Source organism: Microbacterium sp. AK031, from assembly GCF_024807145.1.
Lineage (GTDB): Bacteria > Actinomycetota > Actinomycetes > Actinomycetales > Microbacteriaceae > Microbacterium.
In genome coordinates, this window is record NZ_JANUCA010000003.1 from 172,194 (window position 1) to 185,336 (window position 13,143).

At 64.5% G+C, this 13,143-nt stretch carries 18 protein-coding genes; 16 read left to right on the forward strand and 2 right to left on the reverse strand.

The window, feature by feature from the left end; translation table 11 throughout:
* Positions 1 to 7: 7 nt before the first annotated feature.
* The 14 genes from HDC95_RS08785 to HDC95_RS08850 all read left to right on the forward strand — a co-directional run bounded on the left by HDC95_RS08785 (position 8) and on the right by HDC95_RS08850 (position 9,475).
* Complete coding sequence (locus tag HDC95_RS08785; protein WP_259063027.1) at positions 8 to 286, forward strand: WXG100 family type VII secretion target; 279 nt, start codon at positions 8 to 10, stop codon at positions 284 to 286.
* 98 nt (positions 287 to 384) lie between these two features.
* The gene (locus HDC95_RS08790; protein WP_259063029.1) at positions 385 to 609 is read left to right on the forward strand and encodes a hypothetical protein; all 225 of its coding nucleotides are present in this window, start codon (positions 385 to 387) and stop codon (positions 607 to 609) included.
* Positions 610 to 616: 7 nt separating this feature from the next.
* Entirely contained in the window at positions 617 to 2,305 is a 1,689-nt protein-coding gene (locus HDC95_RS08795; protein ID WP_259063030.1) for a hypothetical protein, read from the forward strand.
* Positions 2,306 to 2,402: 97 nt separating this feature from the next.
* Entirely contained in the window at positions 2,403 to 3,104 is a 702-nt protein-coding gene (locus HDC95_RS08800; RefSeq protein ID WP_259063031.1) for a hypothetical protein, read from the forward strand.
* Positions 3,104 to 3,688: a hypothetical protein gene (locus HDC95_RS08805; protein ID WP_259063032.1), complete on the forward strand. Its 585-nt coding sequence runs from the start codon at positions 3,104 to 3,106 to the stop codon at positions 3,686 to 3,688. Before HDC95_RS08800 ends, HDC95_RS08805 begins: the two co-directional genes overlap by 1 nt.
* Positions 3,689 to 3,720: 32 nt before the next feature.
* On the forward strand, positions 3,721 to 4,278 hold the full coding sequence (locus HDC95_RS08810) for a type VII secretion system-associated protein (protein ID WP_259063033.1): 558 nt from the start codon (positions 3,721 to 3,723) through the stop codon (positions 4,276 to 4,278).
* A complete protein-coding gene (locus HDC95_RS08815; protein WP_259063034.1) occupies positions 4,275 to 4,676 on the forward strand; it encodes a hypothetical protein in 402 nt (133 codons plus the stop codon). The genes HDC95_RS08810 and HDC95_RS08815 overlap by 4 nt, the downstream gene beginning before the upstream one ends.
* 132 nt (positions 4,677 to 4,808) lie before the next feature.
* Positions 4,809 to 5,510 carry a hypothetical protein gene (locus HDC95_RS08820; RefSeq protein WP_259063159.1) on the forward strand — a complete coding sequence of 234 codons (702 nt, stop codon included), beginning with the start codon at positions 4,809 to 4,811 and terminating at the stop codon, positions 5,508 to 5,510.
* A gap of 4 nt (positions 5,511 to 5,514) precedes the next feature.
* The gene (locus HDC95_RS08825; RefSeq protein ID WP_259063035.1) at positions 5,515 to 6,147 is read left to right on the forward strand and encodes a hypothetical protein; all 633 of its coding nucleotides are present in this window, start codon (positions 5,515 to 5,517) and stop codon (positions 6,145 to 6,147) included.
* A gap of 91 nt (positions 6,148 to 6,238) precedes the next feature.
* Positions 6,239 to 6,940, forward strand: coding sequence for a hypothetical protein (locus tag HDC95_RS08830; RefSeq protein ID WP_259063160.1), 702 nt, complete (start codon positions 6,239 to 6,241; stop codon positions 6,938 to 6,940).
* Complete coding sequence (locus HDC95_RS08835; RefSeq protein ID WP_259063036.1) at positions 6,940 to 7,527, forward strand: hypothetical protein; 588 nt, start codon at positions 6,940 to 6,942, stop codon at positions 7,525 to 7,527. The genes HDC95_RS08830 and HDC95_RS08835 overlap by 1 nt, the downstream gene beginning before the upstream one ends.
* The gene (locus HDC95_RS08840; protein WP_259063037.1) at positions 7,524 to 8,009 is read left to right on the forward strand and encodes a hypothetical protein; all 486 of its coding nucleotides are present in this window, start codon (positions 7,524 to 7,526) and stop codon (positions 8,007 to 8,009) included. Before HDC95_RS08835 ends, HDC95_RS08840 begins: the two co-directional genes overlap by 4 nt.
* A 231-nt stretch (positions 8,010 to 8,240) precedes the next feature.
* The gene (locus HDC95_RS08845; RefSeq protein WP_259063162.1) at positions 8,241 to 8,954 is read left to right on the forward strand and encodes a hypothetical protein; all 714 of its coding nucleotides are present in this window, start codon (positions 8,241 to 8,243) and stop codon (positions 8,952 to 8,954) included.
* 32 nt (positions 8,955 to 8,986) lie between these two features.
* Complete coding sequence (locus HDC95_RS08850) at positions 8,987 to 9,475, forward strand: hypothetical protein (protein ID WP_259063038.1); 489 nt, start codon at positions 8,987 to 8,989, stop codon at positions 9,473 to 9,475.
* A gap of 47 nt (positions 9,476 to 9,522) precedes the next feature.
* Here the strand turns inward: HDC95_RS08850 and HDC95_RS08855 are convergent, their stop codons facing one another.
* Both HDC95_RS08855 and HDC95_RS08860 read right to left on the reverse strand, forming a co-directional pair.
* Entirely contained in the window at positions 9,523 to 9,993 is a 471-nt protein-coding gene (locus HDC95_RS08855; RefSeq protein ID WP_259063040.1) for a dehydrogenase, read from the reverse strand.
* A 68-nt stretch (positions 9,994 to 10,061) separates the two neighbouring features.
* Entirely contained in the window at positions 10,062 to 11,051 is a 990-nt protein-coding gene (locus HDC95_RS08860) for a malate dehydrogenase (protein ID WP_259063041.1), read from the reverse strand.
* A 57-nt stretch (positions 11,052 to 11,108) separates the two neighbouring features.
* On the opposite strand from HDC95_RS08860, the gene HDC95_RS08865 reads away from it, so the two are divergent.
* Both HDC95_RS08865 and pip read left to right on the forward strand, forming a co-directional pair.
* Positions 11,109 to 11,987, forward strand: a complete 879-nt coding sequence (locus tag HDC95_RS08865) for a neutral zinc metallopeptidase (RefSeq protein WP_259063042.1) — start codon at positions 11,109 to 11,111, stop codon at positions 11,985 to 11,987.
* Positions 11,988 to 12,082: 95 nt separating this feature from the next.
* On the forward strand, positions 12,083 to 13,048 hold the full coding sequence (gene pip, locus HDC95_RS08870) for a prolyl aminopeptidase (RefSeq protein WP_259063164.1): 966 nt from the start codon (positions 12,083 to 12,085) through the stop codon (positions 13,046 to 13,048).
* The last annotated feature ends 95 nt before the right edge of the window (positions 13,049 to 13,143 follow it).

Below are 13,143 nucleotides of genomic sequence, written 5' to 3' on the forward strand. Positions count from 1 at the left end.
AGTTCTCATGGCACATGACTTTGGTGCAACATATAGCGAGATGGAGGGCGCTGCTCAGCGTCTGCGCGACGGACGTCAGACCGTCACTGACACTCTGAAGGAACTCCAGGGCATCATCGATGACCTGGTCCAGGACGGGTTCAAGACCGAGAACGCGTCGGAGCAGTACTCCTCGTCGTACAACGACCTCACGAGCTCGCTGGACGACGCGGCTGAGGCCGTGAACGACATGGCGACCGCGCTCGACCAGATGGCTGACAAGATCCGCGATACCGACCAGCTCTGAGCGTCCGCAGCGAAGGCCGTGGCGCCAGTCCCGAGGGGCTGGTCCCCCGGCCTTCGCTGTTTCGGACCCTGCGGTAAACGACGAATAGAATCGGGAACATGAGCGGAGCACAGAGCTACTGGTACAACCTGTCGACCCAGTCAGTGGTGCAGGCCGACGAGCGGCCGTCAGAGGACACCATCGGTCCGTTCGCCACGGCTGAGGAAGCAGCGGACTCGCCGGCCGTGCTGTTGGAGCACGCGCGCGCGTGGCTCGAGAGCGAAGAGAGCGAGCCGTTCCGTGCGATGGCCGAGGAGAGCGGCCACGACGCCGATTACGTGTGACGGCGGCATGAGGGGGAGGCGCCGCGTCGCGGCTCTGACAGCCGGCGCGCTCGTAGTCGGCCTGACCGCGTGCACGCCTGCGCTGCCGGAAACGGTCGTGCTGGGGACGACGGTCGTCGTGGGCTGGTCAGGAGAATTCACATCCGCGAACGCAGCGGCTTCTCCCACCACGGGCAACATCGACATCGCTGCGATGACCAGGGGCCGCTTCGGTGACGTGGTCGACGGCGACTTCGTTCCCGACGAAGGCTTCGGCACAGTCGAGATCGTCAGCGACGATCCCTTCACGGTGCGGTACGACGTCACCGAGCCCGCGTGGTCGGATGGGATCCCGCTCGACGCCGCCGACCTGCTGCTGGGCTGGGCAGGTGCCGCGGGCTACTTCCCGCAGGCCGAGGATTCCGAGACGGATGCCGTGGCGCCGAAGGTCCCGGTCGTCGACGAGTTCGCGCGCTCGATGGACGTGACCTTCGCGCAACCGATCGACGACTGGCAGAGCGCGGTGACGGTGCCGGTTCCCGCGCATGTCCTCGGCGCCCTCGCCTTCGGCATCGACGATCCGATGGAGGCGAAGCAGGCAGTCATCACCGCGATCCGGACATCGGATGACGCGGCGATTGAAGAGATGGGTGCGGTCTGGAACGAGGGGTTCGAGTTCGGCGAAGACGCGGAGCCCGCAGGAGAGCTGCTGCTCTCGAGCGGTCCCTTCCTCGTCGATTCGGCCGGCTCCGGTGAGGGAGAGGGCATGGTGCTCGTCCCGAACCCGGCATATCGTGGCCCGGTCACACCGCAGGTCGCCAGGGTCGAGCTCGTGCCGCCCGGCGATGATCCTCTCGGCCTCGTCGGCGCCGAGCTGGACGTGGTCCAGGTGTCTCCTACGGCGGCGAATCATGACGCGGTGCGTGAACTCGAGCGCAAGGACTTCACGGTCAACACCACGAACGACGGCACTGTCTGGGCGATGCTGCTCAAACCCGCCGGGGTGTTCAGTGGCGTTCCCGCACGCACCGCGTTCATTCACGCCGTGCCGCAGCGGGACCTGACGGATCGGGGCGGGGGAGCTTGGGCGGCATCCTTCGCGCCGACCACGTCCATGATCACGGCTCCAGGGTCGCGCGCCTACGACGTCGTGAATGAGGACTCCGGCTTTCTGCAGACGCTCGGAGCAACCGACACCGAGCCGGATCTGGAGCGCGAGCACGCCGGTTTCGCCCCGGGTACGAGCGTGTGCGTGCTCTACGACCGGGGCAGCGAGTTCGCCGTCGGCGCGTTCGCCGCGATGCGGGAGGCCGCAGCCGAAGCCGGCTGGAACGTGGTCGACTGCGGTTCAGACGATTTCGGCGCTGCGTTCGAACAGCGCGGGTGGGACGCCGCGATCGCACGGGTGCCCATCCCCCGCACGCCCGAGCAGATCGCCGCGCAATGGGGAAGCGGCGGTGCAGAGCCGATCACCGGTCAGACGGATCCCGACCGCGACGCCCTGATCGCTAAACTCGCTCAGACCACCGACGTCTATGAGGCACGGGAGATCCAAGCGCAGATCGAGGCCACGATCGTGCGGGCAGCGGTGGCGCTGCCGCTCGCGGCGAACCCCGTCTTGACGGTCGTCGACCGCGGTACGACAGGAGTCGCGACGCGCAATGGAACCATGGCGATGCTGACCTCGGGCGCCACTCAGTGGGCGGTCGTTCCGTGAGCCATCGGATCGTGCTCGCTGCGTCCTGGGCTGTTCTCCCCATCGCACGCGGCACGACTCGACCCGTAAGGTCATCTGTGGAGGTTGTGCCGTGGGAATGATGTTGCCGAATGAGCTCGTCTGGGTGATGGAGAAGCTCGGTTTCGAGTGGCCGGATATCGACGAGGACGAGGTCCGCAGGGGTGCCGTTCTGGTGCGGAACTTGGGAACGGATCTGGAGTCGGTGATTCAGTCGGTCGACCGCAAGATCAACGGTGATCTGGGTGTGGCGTTGCGGGGGCAGACGGGGCCTGCGACGGTGAGCGCGTGGAACACGAATCGTTCGCAGAATCTGCAGAAGCTGGTCGACATCATGCCGCCGGCCGCGACGGCGATGGATGTGGGCGCTGATGCGATCTTTGCGTTGAAGATGAAGGTGGTCTTCGATGTGACGACGACGATGATCGCGTTGGTGGCGATGTTGACGAATCCGGTCACGGCGTTGGGTGCAGGACCGATGCTGCTGATCAAGAAGAAGCTGCTGAACGCGGCGGTGGACATCGCGGTGGAGCAGTTGTTGGAGCAGCTTCTGCCGATGGCGATCGAGCCGATGTCGGAGCAGTTGCCTGCGGTGATCGATGCGGTGCTGAATGCGCCGATGGTCGAGGGTGCCGCGGGGGATTCGGATGAGTTCTACGCGGACCTGCAGGCATTGGAGGATGCGCAGTCCGAGATGAAGCTGCGCGGTGAAGATATCTCAACGCTGACGTCGACGTTCTTCACGGAGTTCTCGGCTCTTGATTTCGGAGGAGACGCCTGATGGGCACAATCGGACGCGCGTTCGCTGATCTGTGGCAAGCAATGGTCAAAGGCGGCAAGGACGCCAATGTCAGACTTCCTGAGGTCACGCGCAAGATGGACGACCATCTTGAGGAGATCAAGCAGAAGGTGAAGCTTCTCGACGGGACGGATGCCCCCGATCTGACGGGCAACAGCACGACGCGCATCGATCGGACGAGCACGGAGGTGCTGTACCGATCGGACAACCGGCCATCGAGCGTGATCTTCGACGAAGGCTTCCAGGTGAGGGATGCATCGAACAACGATCTCAGTCACTTCGTGCACACCAACGCGCCGGCTAACTTCGTCAGCACGTCCAGAGACGAGAATCTCTACCAGAACTGGCCGGCGGACTACCGCTACACGGTCGATGCGCCTGGCGGGATCGATGTCGATGCCACGATGCCTGACGGTCCGTATGCCCCGCACAAGCCGAATCCTGAACATGAGATCGCCTTCCAAGGTGGCATTCCCGCGGAGCACATCGTCGGTGCGCACCCCGTGCTCCCGGATAAGAGCCTGGGGGATTGGATTTCTAATCCGAACTACAGTGGTGGAAGATGATGGAGCCTGAACAGGAGAAGGAGGACCGGCGCATGAGCACGTCTCCCGTTGCTCCCCCTATCACGGACGCACTTCGTGCTGAGGCGCGGGCGAATCCCGGCGGGTGGATCTACGCCATCGATCAGGGATACAAGGGATCGGCCGATGTGCCGCCACAGGGAATCGTGGGGGCGTGGCAGGTCGATGAAAAGGGCGAGTTGATCGCCGAGTTCACTCCCAATCCTCGTTACCTTCCCACTCCGCAGGCTCGAGGCTGGACGCGTCCGACGACACCACTGGAGCGCGCGCTGCAGCTGCTCCTGTCCGGATACATCTCCGATGAGCAGATGGCGCGCGAGTTCGCGTCGGCTGAGGTGTTCGTCTTCAGCAGGCCGGAAGGCGGGCTCTTCCTCGCTCCCGCTGAGGACGGCGGCCAGCTCGTCTACGCGTTCACCGACGCTGACAAGGCGGCGGCTTCGGGACATACCGAGAACCGCGGAACCCTCGGCTCGGAGCTGGCCACGGCGCTGCCGGAGGGCGTGCGGATCGCGCTCAATCCCGGTCACGAGGTATCGGCGATCCTTGAACCGGCCGACATCGCTGCCCAATGACGCAGAGCCCGCAGACGATTCAGGTCTCCCGAGCCGGCATCGCGCGCGATGCGACGGTGACTTGGCAGCAGTCCGCCGACTACCGCAGCTGGACGGTGTCGATCGAATCAGCCGCCTTCGGCAGGGCAGAAGCACAAGCCGATGACGCGTTCGAAGCGCTCTGCATCATACGAGAAGAGCTCGAACCGTTCGGGTGGCGCATCGGCGTTGCCGGTGCGCAGGCCGATGTGTGGCCCAGCGGCATGGCGCGCGATCAGGGCGGTGGCCTGCGTGCCTATCGGATAGCGACCGAGCGGGCCGGAGAGCTGGTGGACACTTTCGAGCCCGTGGACCCGGAAACGGTCACCACTGTCGCCCTGCAGCGCGCCGAGGCCGACCGGGTCTACGGGGCGAGCTGACACTCCGTGCGCGAGAACGAGGAGATCCGACGCCGGAGCGCACGGACTGATCGGTCTTGATGGGTTGATCTGCCCATCGCGCATTCGGCTTCGCGATCGATAGCTTCAGTTGCGGAGGTGGTCGCCGTGGGAATGATGCTGCCGAACGATCTGATCTGGATCATGGACAAGCTGGGTCTGGAATGGCCCGACATCGATGAGGACGAGGTGCGAAAGGCGGCTGCCTTCGTGCGCGGTTACCGCGACGACATGGAGACGCTCGTCCAGGCCGCCGATCGACGCATCAACGGCGACATCGCGGCTGCCATGAAAGGCAAGATCGGCACCGGCCACGTCACGGCGTGGAATCGGAACCGCTCTGAGAACGTGCAGCGGCTGCTCGACATCCTCGGTCCGGCGTCCACTGGAATCGACATCGCAGCCGACGTCGTGCTCGCACTGAAGATCAAAGTGATCGCCGAGATCACGTTGACGGTGATTCAACTCGTTCCGCTGCTGATGGCCGGTCCGCTGGGAGCGGGCGGCGCTGCGGTGCTGATCATCGCCCGCAAGAAGCTCTTCTCGATGGCGATGGAGGCGACGCTCGAGCAGGTCATCAATCAGGTGCTGCCTCTCGCGCTCGAGCCTCTCGCCGAACAGGTGCCCGGCCTGGTGATGGCGCTCCTGGAGGCGCCGGTCGTCGAAGACAACCTCGGTGATGTCGATGAGTTCTACGCAGACCTGGCGGCACTCGATCAGGCCGCAGACGACATGGATGCGCACGCGGTCGACGTCGAGGATCTCACTGACCGCCTGCTGGCGGACCTGGCCAATCTTCAGATCTCGGGGGAGTGAGCGCATGCAATTGAAGTCGCTGATGAAGGATCTCGTGGATGCCGTCGACGGCGCTGGACGCGAATTCAAGACCGGCTTCGCGGGGGCGTTCCGCAAGCGCGGGGGCCGGCACCGCGCGGATGCCGATGCCATCCGCGCGCTTGATAGAAGAGGCGGGAACAGCGTACCGAAGCACCGTAAGGAGCCTGCGACCTCACACGCGAAGAAGTACCACGTCCTCGAGGACGTCAGCCGTGGCATCGAATCGCACGGGCACGTTCCGCGGCACGCGAACCCGGACTACAACCTGGTACAGGACCTCGGCCGCTCGGTGGGCAAGAGCGTCCGCGATATTCCGGGCGACATCGTCGACGAGGTCAAGGGTGTGCCCAAGACGGTTCCGAAGCAGCTCGTCGAGGAACTGTACGAGGATGCCATCGGGCAGGACGATCCCGACAAATACGGACAGAAGAACGGCGACATGCGTTTCCTTGCGCCGGCAGGCGAATCCCGCGATCTCACTGCGCTCAGCCAGGGTGAACTCGAGGTCCGATTCGGCTTGGAGCCCGGTGCACTGGAGGGCGCGAGCATCGCGGTGAAGCCGGTTCCGGATTCGCGATTCGTCAGCGTCGACATCGACTATCCAGGACGTGACTGAGCGCGAGGGGCCATGGGGTGGGAAGTGCTGCCCATCGTGATCTTCGCCTCATCTGCCTACAGTCAGTGCAGGAGGAGGTGCGATCGTGGGAATGATGTTGCCGAATGAGCTTGTCTGGGTGATGGAGAAGCTGGGGTTCGAGTGGCCGGACATTGATGAGGATGAGGTCCGTAAGGGTGCTGTCCTGGTGCGCAATCTCGGGACTGATCTGGAGACGGTGATCCAGGCGGTCGATCGGAAGGTCAATGGCGATCTGAGCGTTGCGTTGCGGGGCAAGACCGGTCCGGCGATGCTGAGTGCGTGGAATACGACCCGTTCGCAGAATCTGCAGCAGTTGGTCGACATCATGCCTCCTGCGTCGACAGCCATGGATGTCGGTGCGGAAGTCGTCTTCGGATTGAAGATGAAGGTGATCTTCGATGTGACGACGACGATGATCGCGTTGGTGGGAATGTTGACGAATCCGGTGACCGCGTTGGGTGCGGGGCCGATGCTGCTGCTAAAGAAGAAGCTGCTGAACGCAGCGGTGGACATCGCCTTGGAACAACTGCTGGAGCAGTTGGCGCCGATGGTGATTCAGCCGTTGGCGGAGCAAGTCCCTGCGATCATCGATGCGATTCTGGATGCGCCGGTGGTGGAGGGCGTTGTGGGGGATTCGGATGAGTTCTATGCGGATCTGCAGGCGTTGGAGGATACGCAGTCGGAGATGAAGCTGCGTGGTGAAGACATCTCGACGTTGACGTCGACGTTCTATGCGGAATTCTCCGCGCTCAGCTTCGGAGGGGATGCCTGATGGTGTCGTTGCGGCGCATGTGGGATGACGTGGCGGAGGCGGGTCTCAAAGCGGGCAAGGATGCCGAGGTCAGACTTCCGGGCGTCACCCGCAAAGTTGATGATGCTCTCGAAGAGATGAAGACCAAAGTGCGTGGCAACGACCACTTCGACGCTTCGGACGCGCCTAACGTCCCGTCCTCGCCCTCGCCGACTGGTCGCGGAGTGGACAGGGGAGATGGTCGTGACCATCTCGGCCACTATGCAAACGGCCAGGACAACAAACCGTGGCTGGACAAGGAGAAGCTTGGTCTCCAGCGGTATGGGGAGGACAACGACGTCGATGTCATCACCGATCAAGTGGTTGTCGACTACGACGGCTCTCCTCAGAATGGCCGCAAATACGATGGCCTCGTGCAAAACGGCGAAGGCCCGAACACATATGATGGCATCGAGATTAAATCGGGCAATGCATTGGAGAAATACGCGCAGCCTGGTAACACCCAGTATCAGTTCGACAATGCCGTCAATGCGGGAACACCAGCCGCGGGCAAGTTGAACGGCAACGACATCCTGGTCACGAGGGTGATCGTCCGGGAGGAATCATGACAAGCTACGGACCTTTTGCAGAGACGACTGCGCGTGGACAGACCGGGTGGATCGACGAACGGCGCCGACCCATTCTCGACCATCTTCGTCTCATGCTCGGCCACCTCGACGGTGCGGGCAAGTACACGTACAGCATCTGGCGCGCGAAGAATCCTGAGAGCATCGTCGTCCGGCGACAGGATGCGGGTGACACGTTCATTCAGGCAGCCGGCTCGGCAGACGCGATGACGGTTGAGGTTCGCCTCCTGGATTCCGACGCAACAGGACGTCTTTACACTGTCGGGCGTCGCGAGGCTGCCGAAGGTGATCGCGTACTCGTGCCCATCAGCGATGAGCGCGCGGTGCGGGTCGCACCGAACGAGCTTTTCGACAAGGAGGAGGCGGCGGCGATCTTCGCCGACTTCTACCGCGCTGAGGCCGTTTCTGAGAAGTATGAACTCCGCGAGCTCGATCTTTCGCACGATCAGTCCGTGCAGCGCTAGCGACGAGGTCGCCGCTCGGTCTCGCCGTTCGTGTGTAGTGGAGACCTCAGAAGCACGACGACGATGATGTGCACGTGACCCGGCTGGGCTCCCTGTCGATGATCCTGGAGTTCGCCGACGGCATTCCCGTGGCAAGATGTTCGCGGAGGGGGTCGATACGTGACCGAGTTGAATCGTGCGACGACGCTGGATGAGGATGCCGGGAGGGGTGCTGTGCGCGAACCCGCGCCACTGCGTCTCGAGTTCGCCGGAGAATGGCATGACCTGCCGGCGGACAGGCCGTTCATCATCGGACGCGAAGGCGACCTCGAGGTCGATGACAATCCCTACCTGCACAGGCACTTCCTGGAGCTGCAGCATCGCGACGGGCTGTGGTGGCTCGCGAACGTCGGAGTGCGTCTGGCTGCCACGATCTCCAGTGCCGGAGGAGCAGTGCAGTCGTGGCTGTCGCCGGGCGCGCGGATGCCCCTCGTCTTCGAACGCAGCGTGATCGTGTTCACCGCCGGACCCGTGACCTACGAATTGAGCCTTCACACCGAGCAGGCTCCATACGAGGTGTCACACCAGGTGGAGTGGTCGATGAGCGGTGAGACGACCGTCATGCCGGCAAGCTTCACGGCACTGCAGAAGCAGCTCATGGTCGCACTCGCAGAGCCCATGCTGCGCCGTGAGGGCGTCAGCATGAACGAGCTGCCCTCGTCGAGCGACGCGGCCAAGCGCCTCGGATGGACGATGAGCAAGTTCAACCGCAAACTCGACAACGTCTGCGACAAACTCGACCGCATGGGAGTGCAGGGACTTCGCGGTGGACCGGGCAAGCTCGCCACCAACCGCCGCGCCAGATTGGTCGAGTACGCCGTGACCTCGCAGGTCGTCACCCGCGCGGATCTGCCTCTCCTCGATGACGAGAGTCTGCGGAGTCAGCAGGACTCGGACGGCGATTGAGCCGCGGCACGTACGGAGCCGAAGGGAGACACATGAACGAGGAATGGACCCGTCTGTGCACGCTGCTCGACGATGACGTTGAACTCGCGCCATCAGTGCGACTGGCCGTCGACCACCCCGCGGAGTATTTCGCGACGCACGCCGATGAGCTCCGCTCCCGTGGCATCGAATCCGCACACGATGTCGACCCGTGGCTCGTCATGATCGACGGCCTCGACGACGCCGGTGCGCTCGCCTACCTGGACCGGAAGGACAGCGGGGCGCAGCTCGCGGATGCGCTGGCCGCACTGCCGCGCATCGTCGCTACCGGTGCGGATCTCGACCCGGTCGGAGATGTCGAGACAGATCTGCCGATCGCCGTTGCTGTCGCGAACGAGATCATCGATGCGCATGGGCTTGCGCTCGTGTACCTCGAGGAAGAACCCGACGCGTATCCACTGGTCGCCGTCGCAGCCGATGACGCCGAGCAGATCGTCGCGCTCGCGAGCGCGCTCGGACGCGTCGCTCGCACGCACCCCTGACCCTCGCACGCACTCCTGATCGGCGACGGGTCAGCGCCGATGGATGATCAGCGCACCGCGTCGGCGAGGTGCCGGGAATCGTGGCTCAGCACCTTCACCATGATGCCGCGCTGACGCAGCTCGGTGATCGTCCGCGTCTCCTCGTCGCGATCCCGGCCGAGCGCACGCGCATTGGCGACGACCAGCACATCGCCCTTGTTCAGAGACGAGACGAATCGAGCGAGGCGATCGCTCCAGCTCTCGAGGATCTCGGGCGCCGGGTGGCGGAACCCTTCGATCGGCACGCCGAAGCGCGTGAGTTCATCGCGTTGCTTGACGACGCTCGGCATGCCGTCGCGCGAGATGACCAATCCGACGAGGCGTGAGCCCTGCGGTCGGGCGTGCCACCAGTCGTGATCATGCTGAAGCTCGGTGAAGCATTTCTCGCATTCGGTGGCCGCGTGCGGCAGATGCAGCGGACTCGTCAACGGCTCACCGATGTCACGGTTCCCGGTCGTCAGATCAGTCGCATCGTTCATCGGCGCCCCTCCAGCATCCATTCTGCCCTGCGCCTGGGACATGCGGATACCTGCACCGGAAGATCGGGCTACAGGGCCCCCAGCGTCCGCACCGCTTCTCGCTCCTCGACGAGTTCGGCGACCGAGGCATCCACCCTCGCGCGCGCCCAATCGTTGAGCTCGAGGCCCTCGACGATCTGCCATTCTCCGTCGACCGAACGCACCGGGAACGACGATATGAGCCCCTCCGGCACACCGTACTCGCCGTGCGACACGACGCCGGCGCTCGTCCAGTCATCCGTGCCGCGCACCCAGTCGCGGCTGTGCTCGATCGCGGCGTTCGCGGCGGATGCCACCGACGATGACCCGCGCACCTCGATGATCTCGGCGCCGCGCTTCGCGACGCGGGGGATGAACGTCTGCTCGAGCCACTCCCGCACATCTCCGACGCGTTCCGCGAGCGCATCGACCACGGGTCGTCCGTCGACGGTGGCGTACGAGATGTCGGGGAACTGCGTCGCCGAGTGGTTGCCCCAGATCGGCACGCGGCGGATGCTCGACACCGGCGCATCCAGTGCGGCGGCGACCTGCGCGCGGGCACGGTTCTCGTCGAGTCTGGTGAGCGCGGTGAAGCGCTCGGTCGGAAGGCCTTCGGCGGATGCTGCGGCGATCAGTGCATTCGTGTTCGCCGGGTTTCCGACCACGGTGACGCGCACATCCGCTGCGGCGTGCTCGGCGATCGCCCTGCCCTGCGGACCGAAGATCCCGGCATTGGCGGCCAGCAGATCCCCGCGTTCCATACCGGGACCGCGAGGCCGCGCGCCGACCAGCAGCGCGAGGTTCGCTCCGTGGAAGCCGATGGCCGGATCATCGGTCACCTCGACGTGCTCGAGCAGGTCGAAGGCGCCGTCGTCCAGCTCCAGCGCCGCGCCTTCAGCGGCTCGGAGTCCCTGGGGGATCTCGAGCAGCCGAAGACGCACCTTCTCGTTGGGGCCGAGCAGATTTCCAGCCGCAATGCGGAACAGCAGCGCGTATCCGATCTGTCCGCCTGCACCTGTGATCGTGATCGTGGTAGCCATGGCACGAGCCTACGTCTGCTGCGGGTGCACGCCCCAATGGAGCGGTATTCTCATCCCATGACGTTCAACCCTGACTCCGACATCTCGGGCCACCGCACGCGTCGCCCCGGACGGACGGCAGCGATCGCCGGCGGCGGCGTAGGTATTCTCGGCATCCTCGCGCTGATCGCCGGACCTCTGCTCGGTGTCGACCTGACAGGGCTCGTCGGCGGCGGTTCGCAGGGCGACACGTCGCCGGAGTCAGGCGGCACCACGCTCGCCTGCGAGACGGGCGAAGATGCGAATACTCAGGACGACTGCCGCATGGCCGGGTCCCAAGTGCTGTTGGACGACTATTGGGAGCAGCATCTCGAGGGCTACACGCCACCGCAGCTGTACGTCTTCCACGGTCAGACGTCGACGCAATGCGGCACAGCATCCAATTCCGTGGGGCCCTTCTACTGCCCGCCGGAGCAGGGCGTGTACATCGACCCCGATTTCTTCCAGATCATGCGTCAGCAGTTCGACGCATCGGCGGGCGACCTGGCGCAGCTGTACATCGTCGGCCACGAGTGGGGCCATCACATCCAGAACATCACCGGGACGATGACGCAGTATCCGAACAACGGCACCGGCCCAGGCAGTAATGGCGTCCGCACGGAGCTGCAGGCCGACTGCTACGCCGGCGCCTGGCTCAAGGATGCGGCAGAGCAGACCGATCCAGAAGGAAAACAGTATCTGGAGACGCCGACTGAGGCGCAGCTGCAGGACGCGCTGAACGCCGCGCTCGCGGTTGGAGACGACCACATCCAGGAGATGTCTGGGTTCTCGAACCCTGAGTCGTTCACGCACGGATCCAGTAGCAACCGGCAGTACTGGTTCGCCAACGGTTACCAGAATGGACTTGGAGTGTGCGATACGTTCGATCCCGCGGTCGGCGTCGAACTGGTCTCCTGAACCGCGAGGCGCCTGCCGGCCCTTCCGGCGGCTCCAAGATACGGTGGGATGACCGCCAGAAGGTGGCCGATTTCACCGACCGGGGGCAGTACGCGATGAACCTGGATGCACTGTATCCGCCGATCGAACCATACGACAGCGGAATGCTGATCGTCGGAGACGGTCAGCGCATCGCGTGGGAAGTCAGCGGGAACCCTGAGGGGAAGCCGGTCGTCTTCCTGCACGGCGGTCCCGGCAGCGGCGTTTCGGCGTGGCAGCGGCAGTTCTTCGATCCGGAGAAGTACCGCATCGTGCTGTTCGATCAGCGCGGGTGCGGCAAGAGCCTCCCGCATGTCAGCGAGCCTGATGCCGACCTGCGTTTCAATACCACCGCGCACCTGATCGCAGACACCGAATTGCTGCGCAAGAACCTCGGCATCGCGAAATGGCTGGTCTTCGGCGGTTCGTGGGGGAGCGCTCTTGCACTGGCCTACGCGCAGGCGCATCCGGATGCGGTGAGCGAGCTGATCCTGCGCGGCGTGTTCACGCTGAGGCGTGTCGAGCTGGAATGGTTCTGCGATGGCGGGGCCGCGGTGTTCTTCCCCGACCTGTGGGAGGAGTTCATCGCTCCGATCCCCGTGCTCGAGAGAAGCCGGATGACAGAGGCGTACCATCGCCGGCTGAGCGATCCAGACCCCGCAGTGCATGTACCGGCGGCGCTGGCCTGGGCGAAATGGGAGGCGTCGATCGTCACGCTTCGACCTGATGCGGACGTGATCGCCTCGATGACCGAGCCCGCCGCTGCCGTTGCGCTCGCCCGGATCGAGAACCATTTCTTCCTGCACCGCGGTTGGCTCGCCGAAGGGCAGCTGATCGCGGGCATCGACACGATCCGGCACATCCCCGCCGTGATCGTGCAGGGCCGCTATGACGTCGGCACGCCGATGATGACGGCGTGGGACCTTCACCGGGCGTGGCCAGAGGCCGAGTTCGTGGTCATCGACGATGCCGGGCACGCAGCATCCGAACCCGGCATCCAGCAGGCGCTGCGCGACGCGGCGGATCTCTTCGCCGACGACTAACTCAGGCGTTCTCCGCCCGTCTATGTGGCGCTAACCTCCGCATTCTCGGTCTGAAGCGTAGGTTCGCGCCACATAGACGGGCTCGGGGGAGCGCC

Coding starts and splice junctions, on each gene's coding strand:
- HDC95_RS08785 (WP_259063027.1), top strand. CDS start 8: ATGGCACATGACTTTGGTGCAACATATAGCGAGATGGAGGGCGCTGCT.
- HDC95_RS08790 (WP_259063029.1), top strand. CDS start 385: ATGAGCGGAGCACAGAGCTACTGGTACAACCTGTCGACCCAGTCAGTG.
- HDC95_RS08795 (WP_259063030.1), top strand. CDS start 617: ATGAGGGGGAGGCGCCGCGTCGCGGCTCTGACAGCCGGCGCGCTCGTA.
- HDC95_RS08800 (WP_259063031.1), top strand. CDS start 2,403: ATGATGTTGCCGAATGAGCTCGTCTGGGTGATGGAGAAGCTCGGTTTC.
- HDC95_RS08805 (WP_259063032.1), top strand. CDS start 3,104: ATGGGCACAATCGGACGCGCGTTCGCTGATCTGTGGCAAGCAATGGTC.
- HDC95_RS08810 (WP_259063033.1), top strand. CDS start 3,721: ATGAGCACGTCTCCCGTTGCTCCCCCTATCACGGACGCACTTCGTGCT.
- HDC95_RS08815 (WP_259063034.1), top strand. CDS start 4,275: ATGACGCAGAGCCCGCAGACGATTCAGGTCTCCCGAGCCGGCATCGCG.
- HDC95_RS08820 (WP_259063159.1), top strand. CDS start 4,809: ATGATGCTGCCGAACGATCTGATCTGGATCATGGACAAGCTGGGTCTG.
- HDC95_RS08825 (WP_259063035.1), top strand. CDS start 5,515: ATGCAATTGAAGTCGCTGATGAAGGATCTCGTGGATGCCGTCGACGGC.
- HDC95_RS08830 (WP_259063160.1), top strand. CDS start 6,239: ATGATGTTGCCGAATGAGCTTGTCTGGGTGATGGAGAAGCTGGGGTTC.
- HDC95_RS08835 (WP_259063036.1), top strand. CDS start 6,940: ATGGTGTCGTTGCGGCGCATGTGGGATGACGTGGCGGAGGCGGGTCTC.
- HDC95_RS08840 (WP_259063037.1), top strand. CDS start 7,524: ATGACAAGCTACGGACCTTTTGCAGAGACGACTGCGCGTGGACAGACC.
- HDC95_RS08850 (WP_259063038.1), top strand. CDS start 8,987: ATGAACGAGGAATGGACCCGTCTGTGCACGCTGCTCGACGATGACGTT.
- HDC95_RS08855 (WP_259063040.1), bottom strand. CDS start 9,993: ATGAACGATGCGACTGATCTGACGACCGGGAACCGTGACATCGGTGAG.
- HDC95_RS08860 (WP_259063041.1), bottom strand. CDS start 11,051: ATGGCTACCACGATCACGATCACAGGTGCAGGCGGACAGATCGGATAC.
- HDC95_RS08865 (WP_259063042.1), top strand. CDS start 11,109: ATGACGTTCAACCCTGACTCCGACATCTCGGGCCACCGCACGCGTCGC.
- pip (WP_259063164.1), top strand. CDS start 12,083: ATGAACCTGGATGCACTGTATCCGCCGATCGAACCATACGACAGCGGA.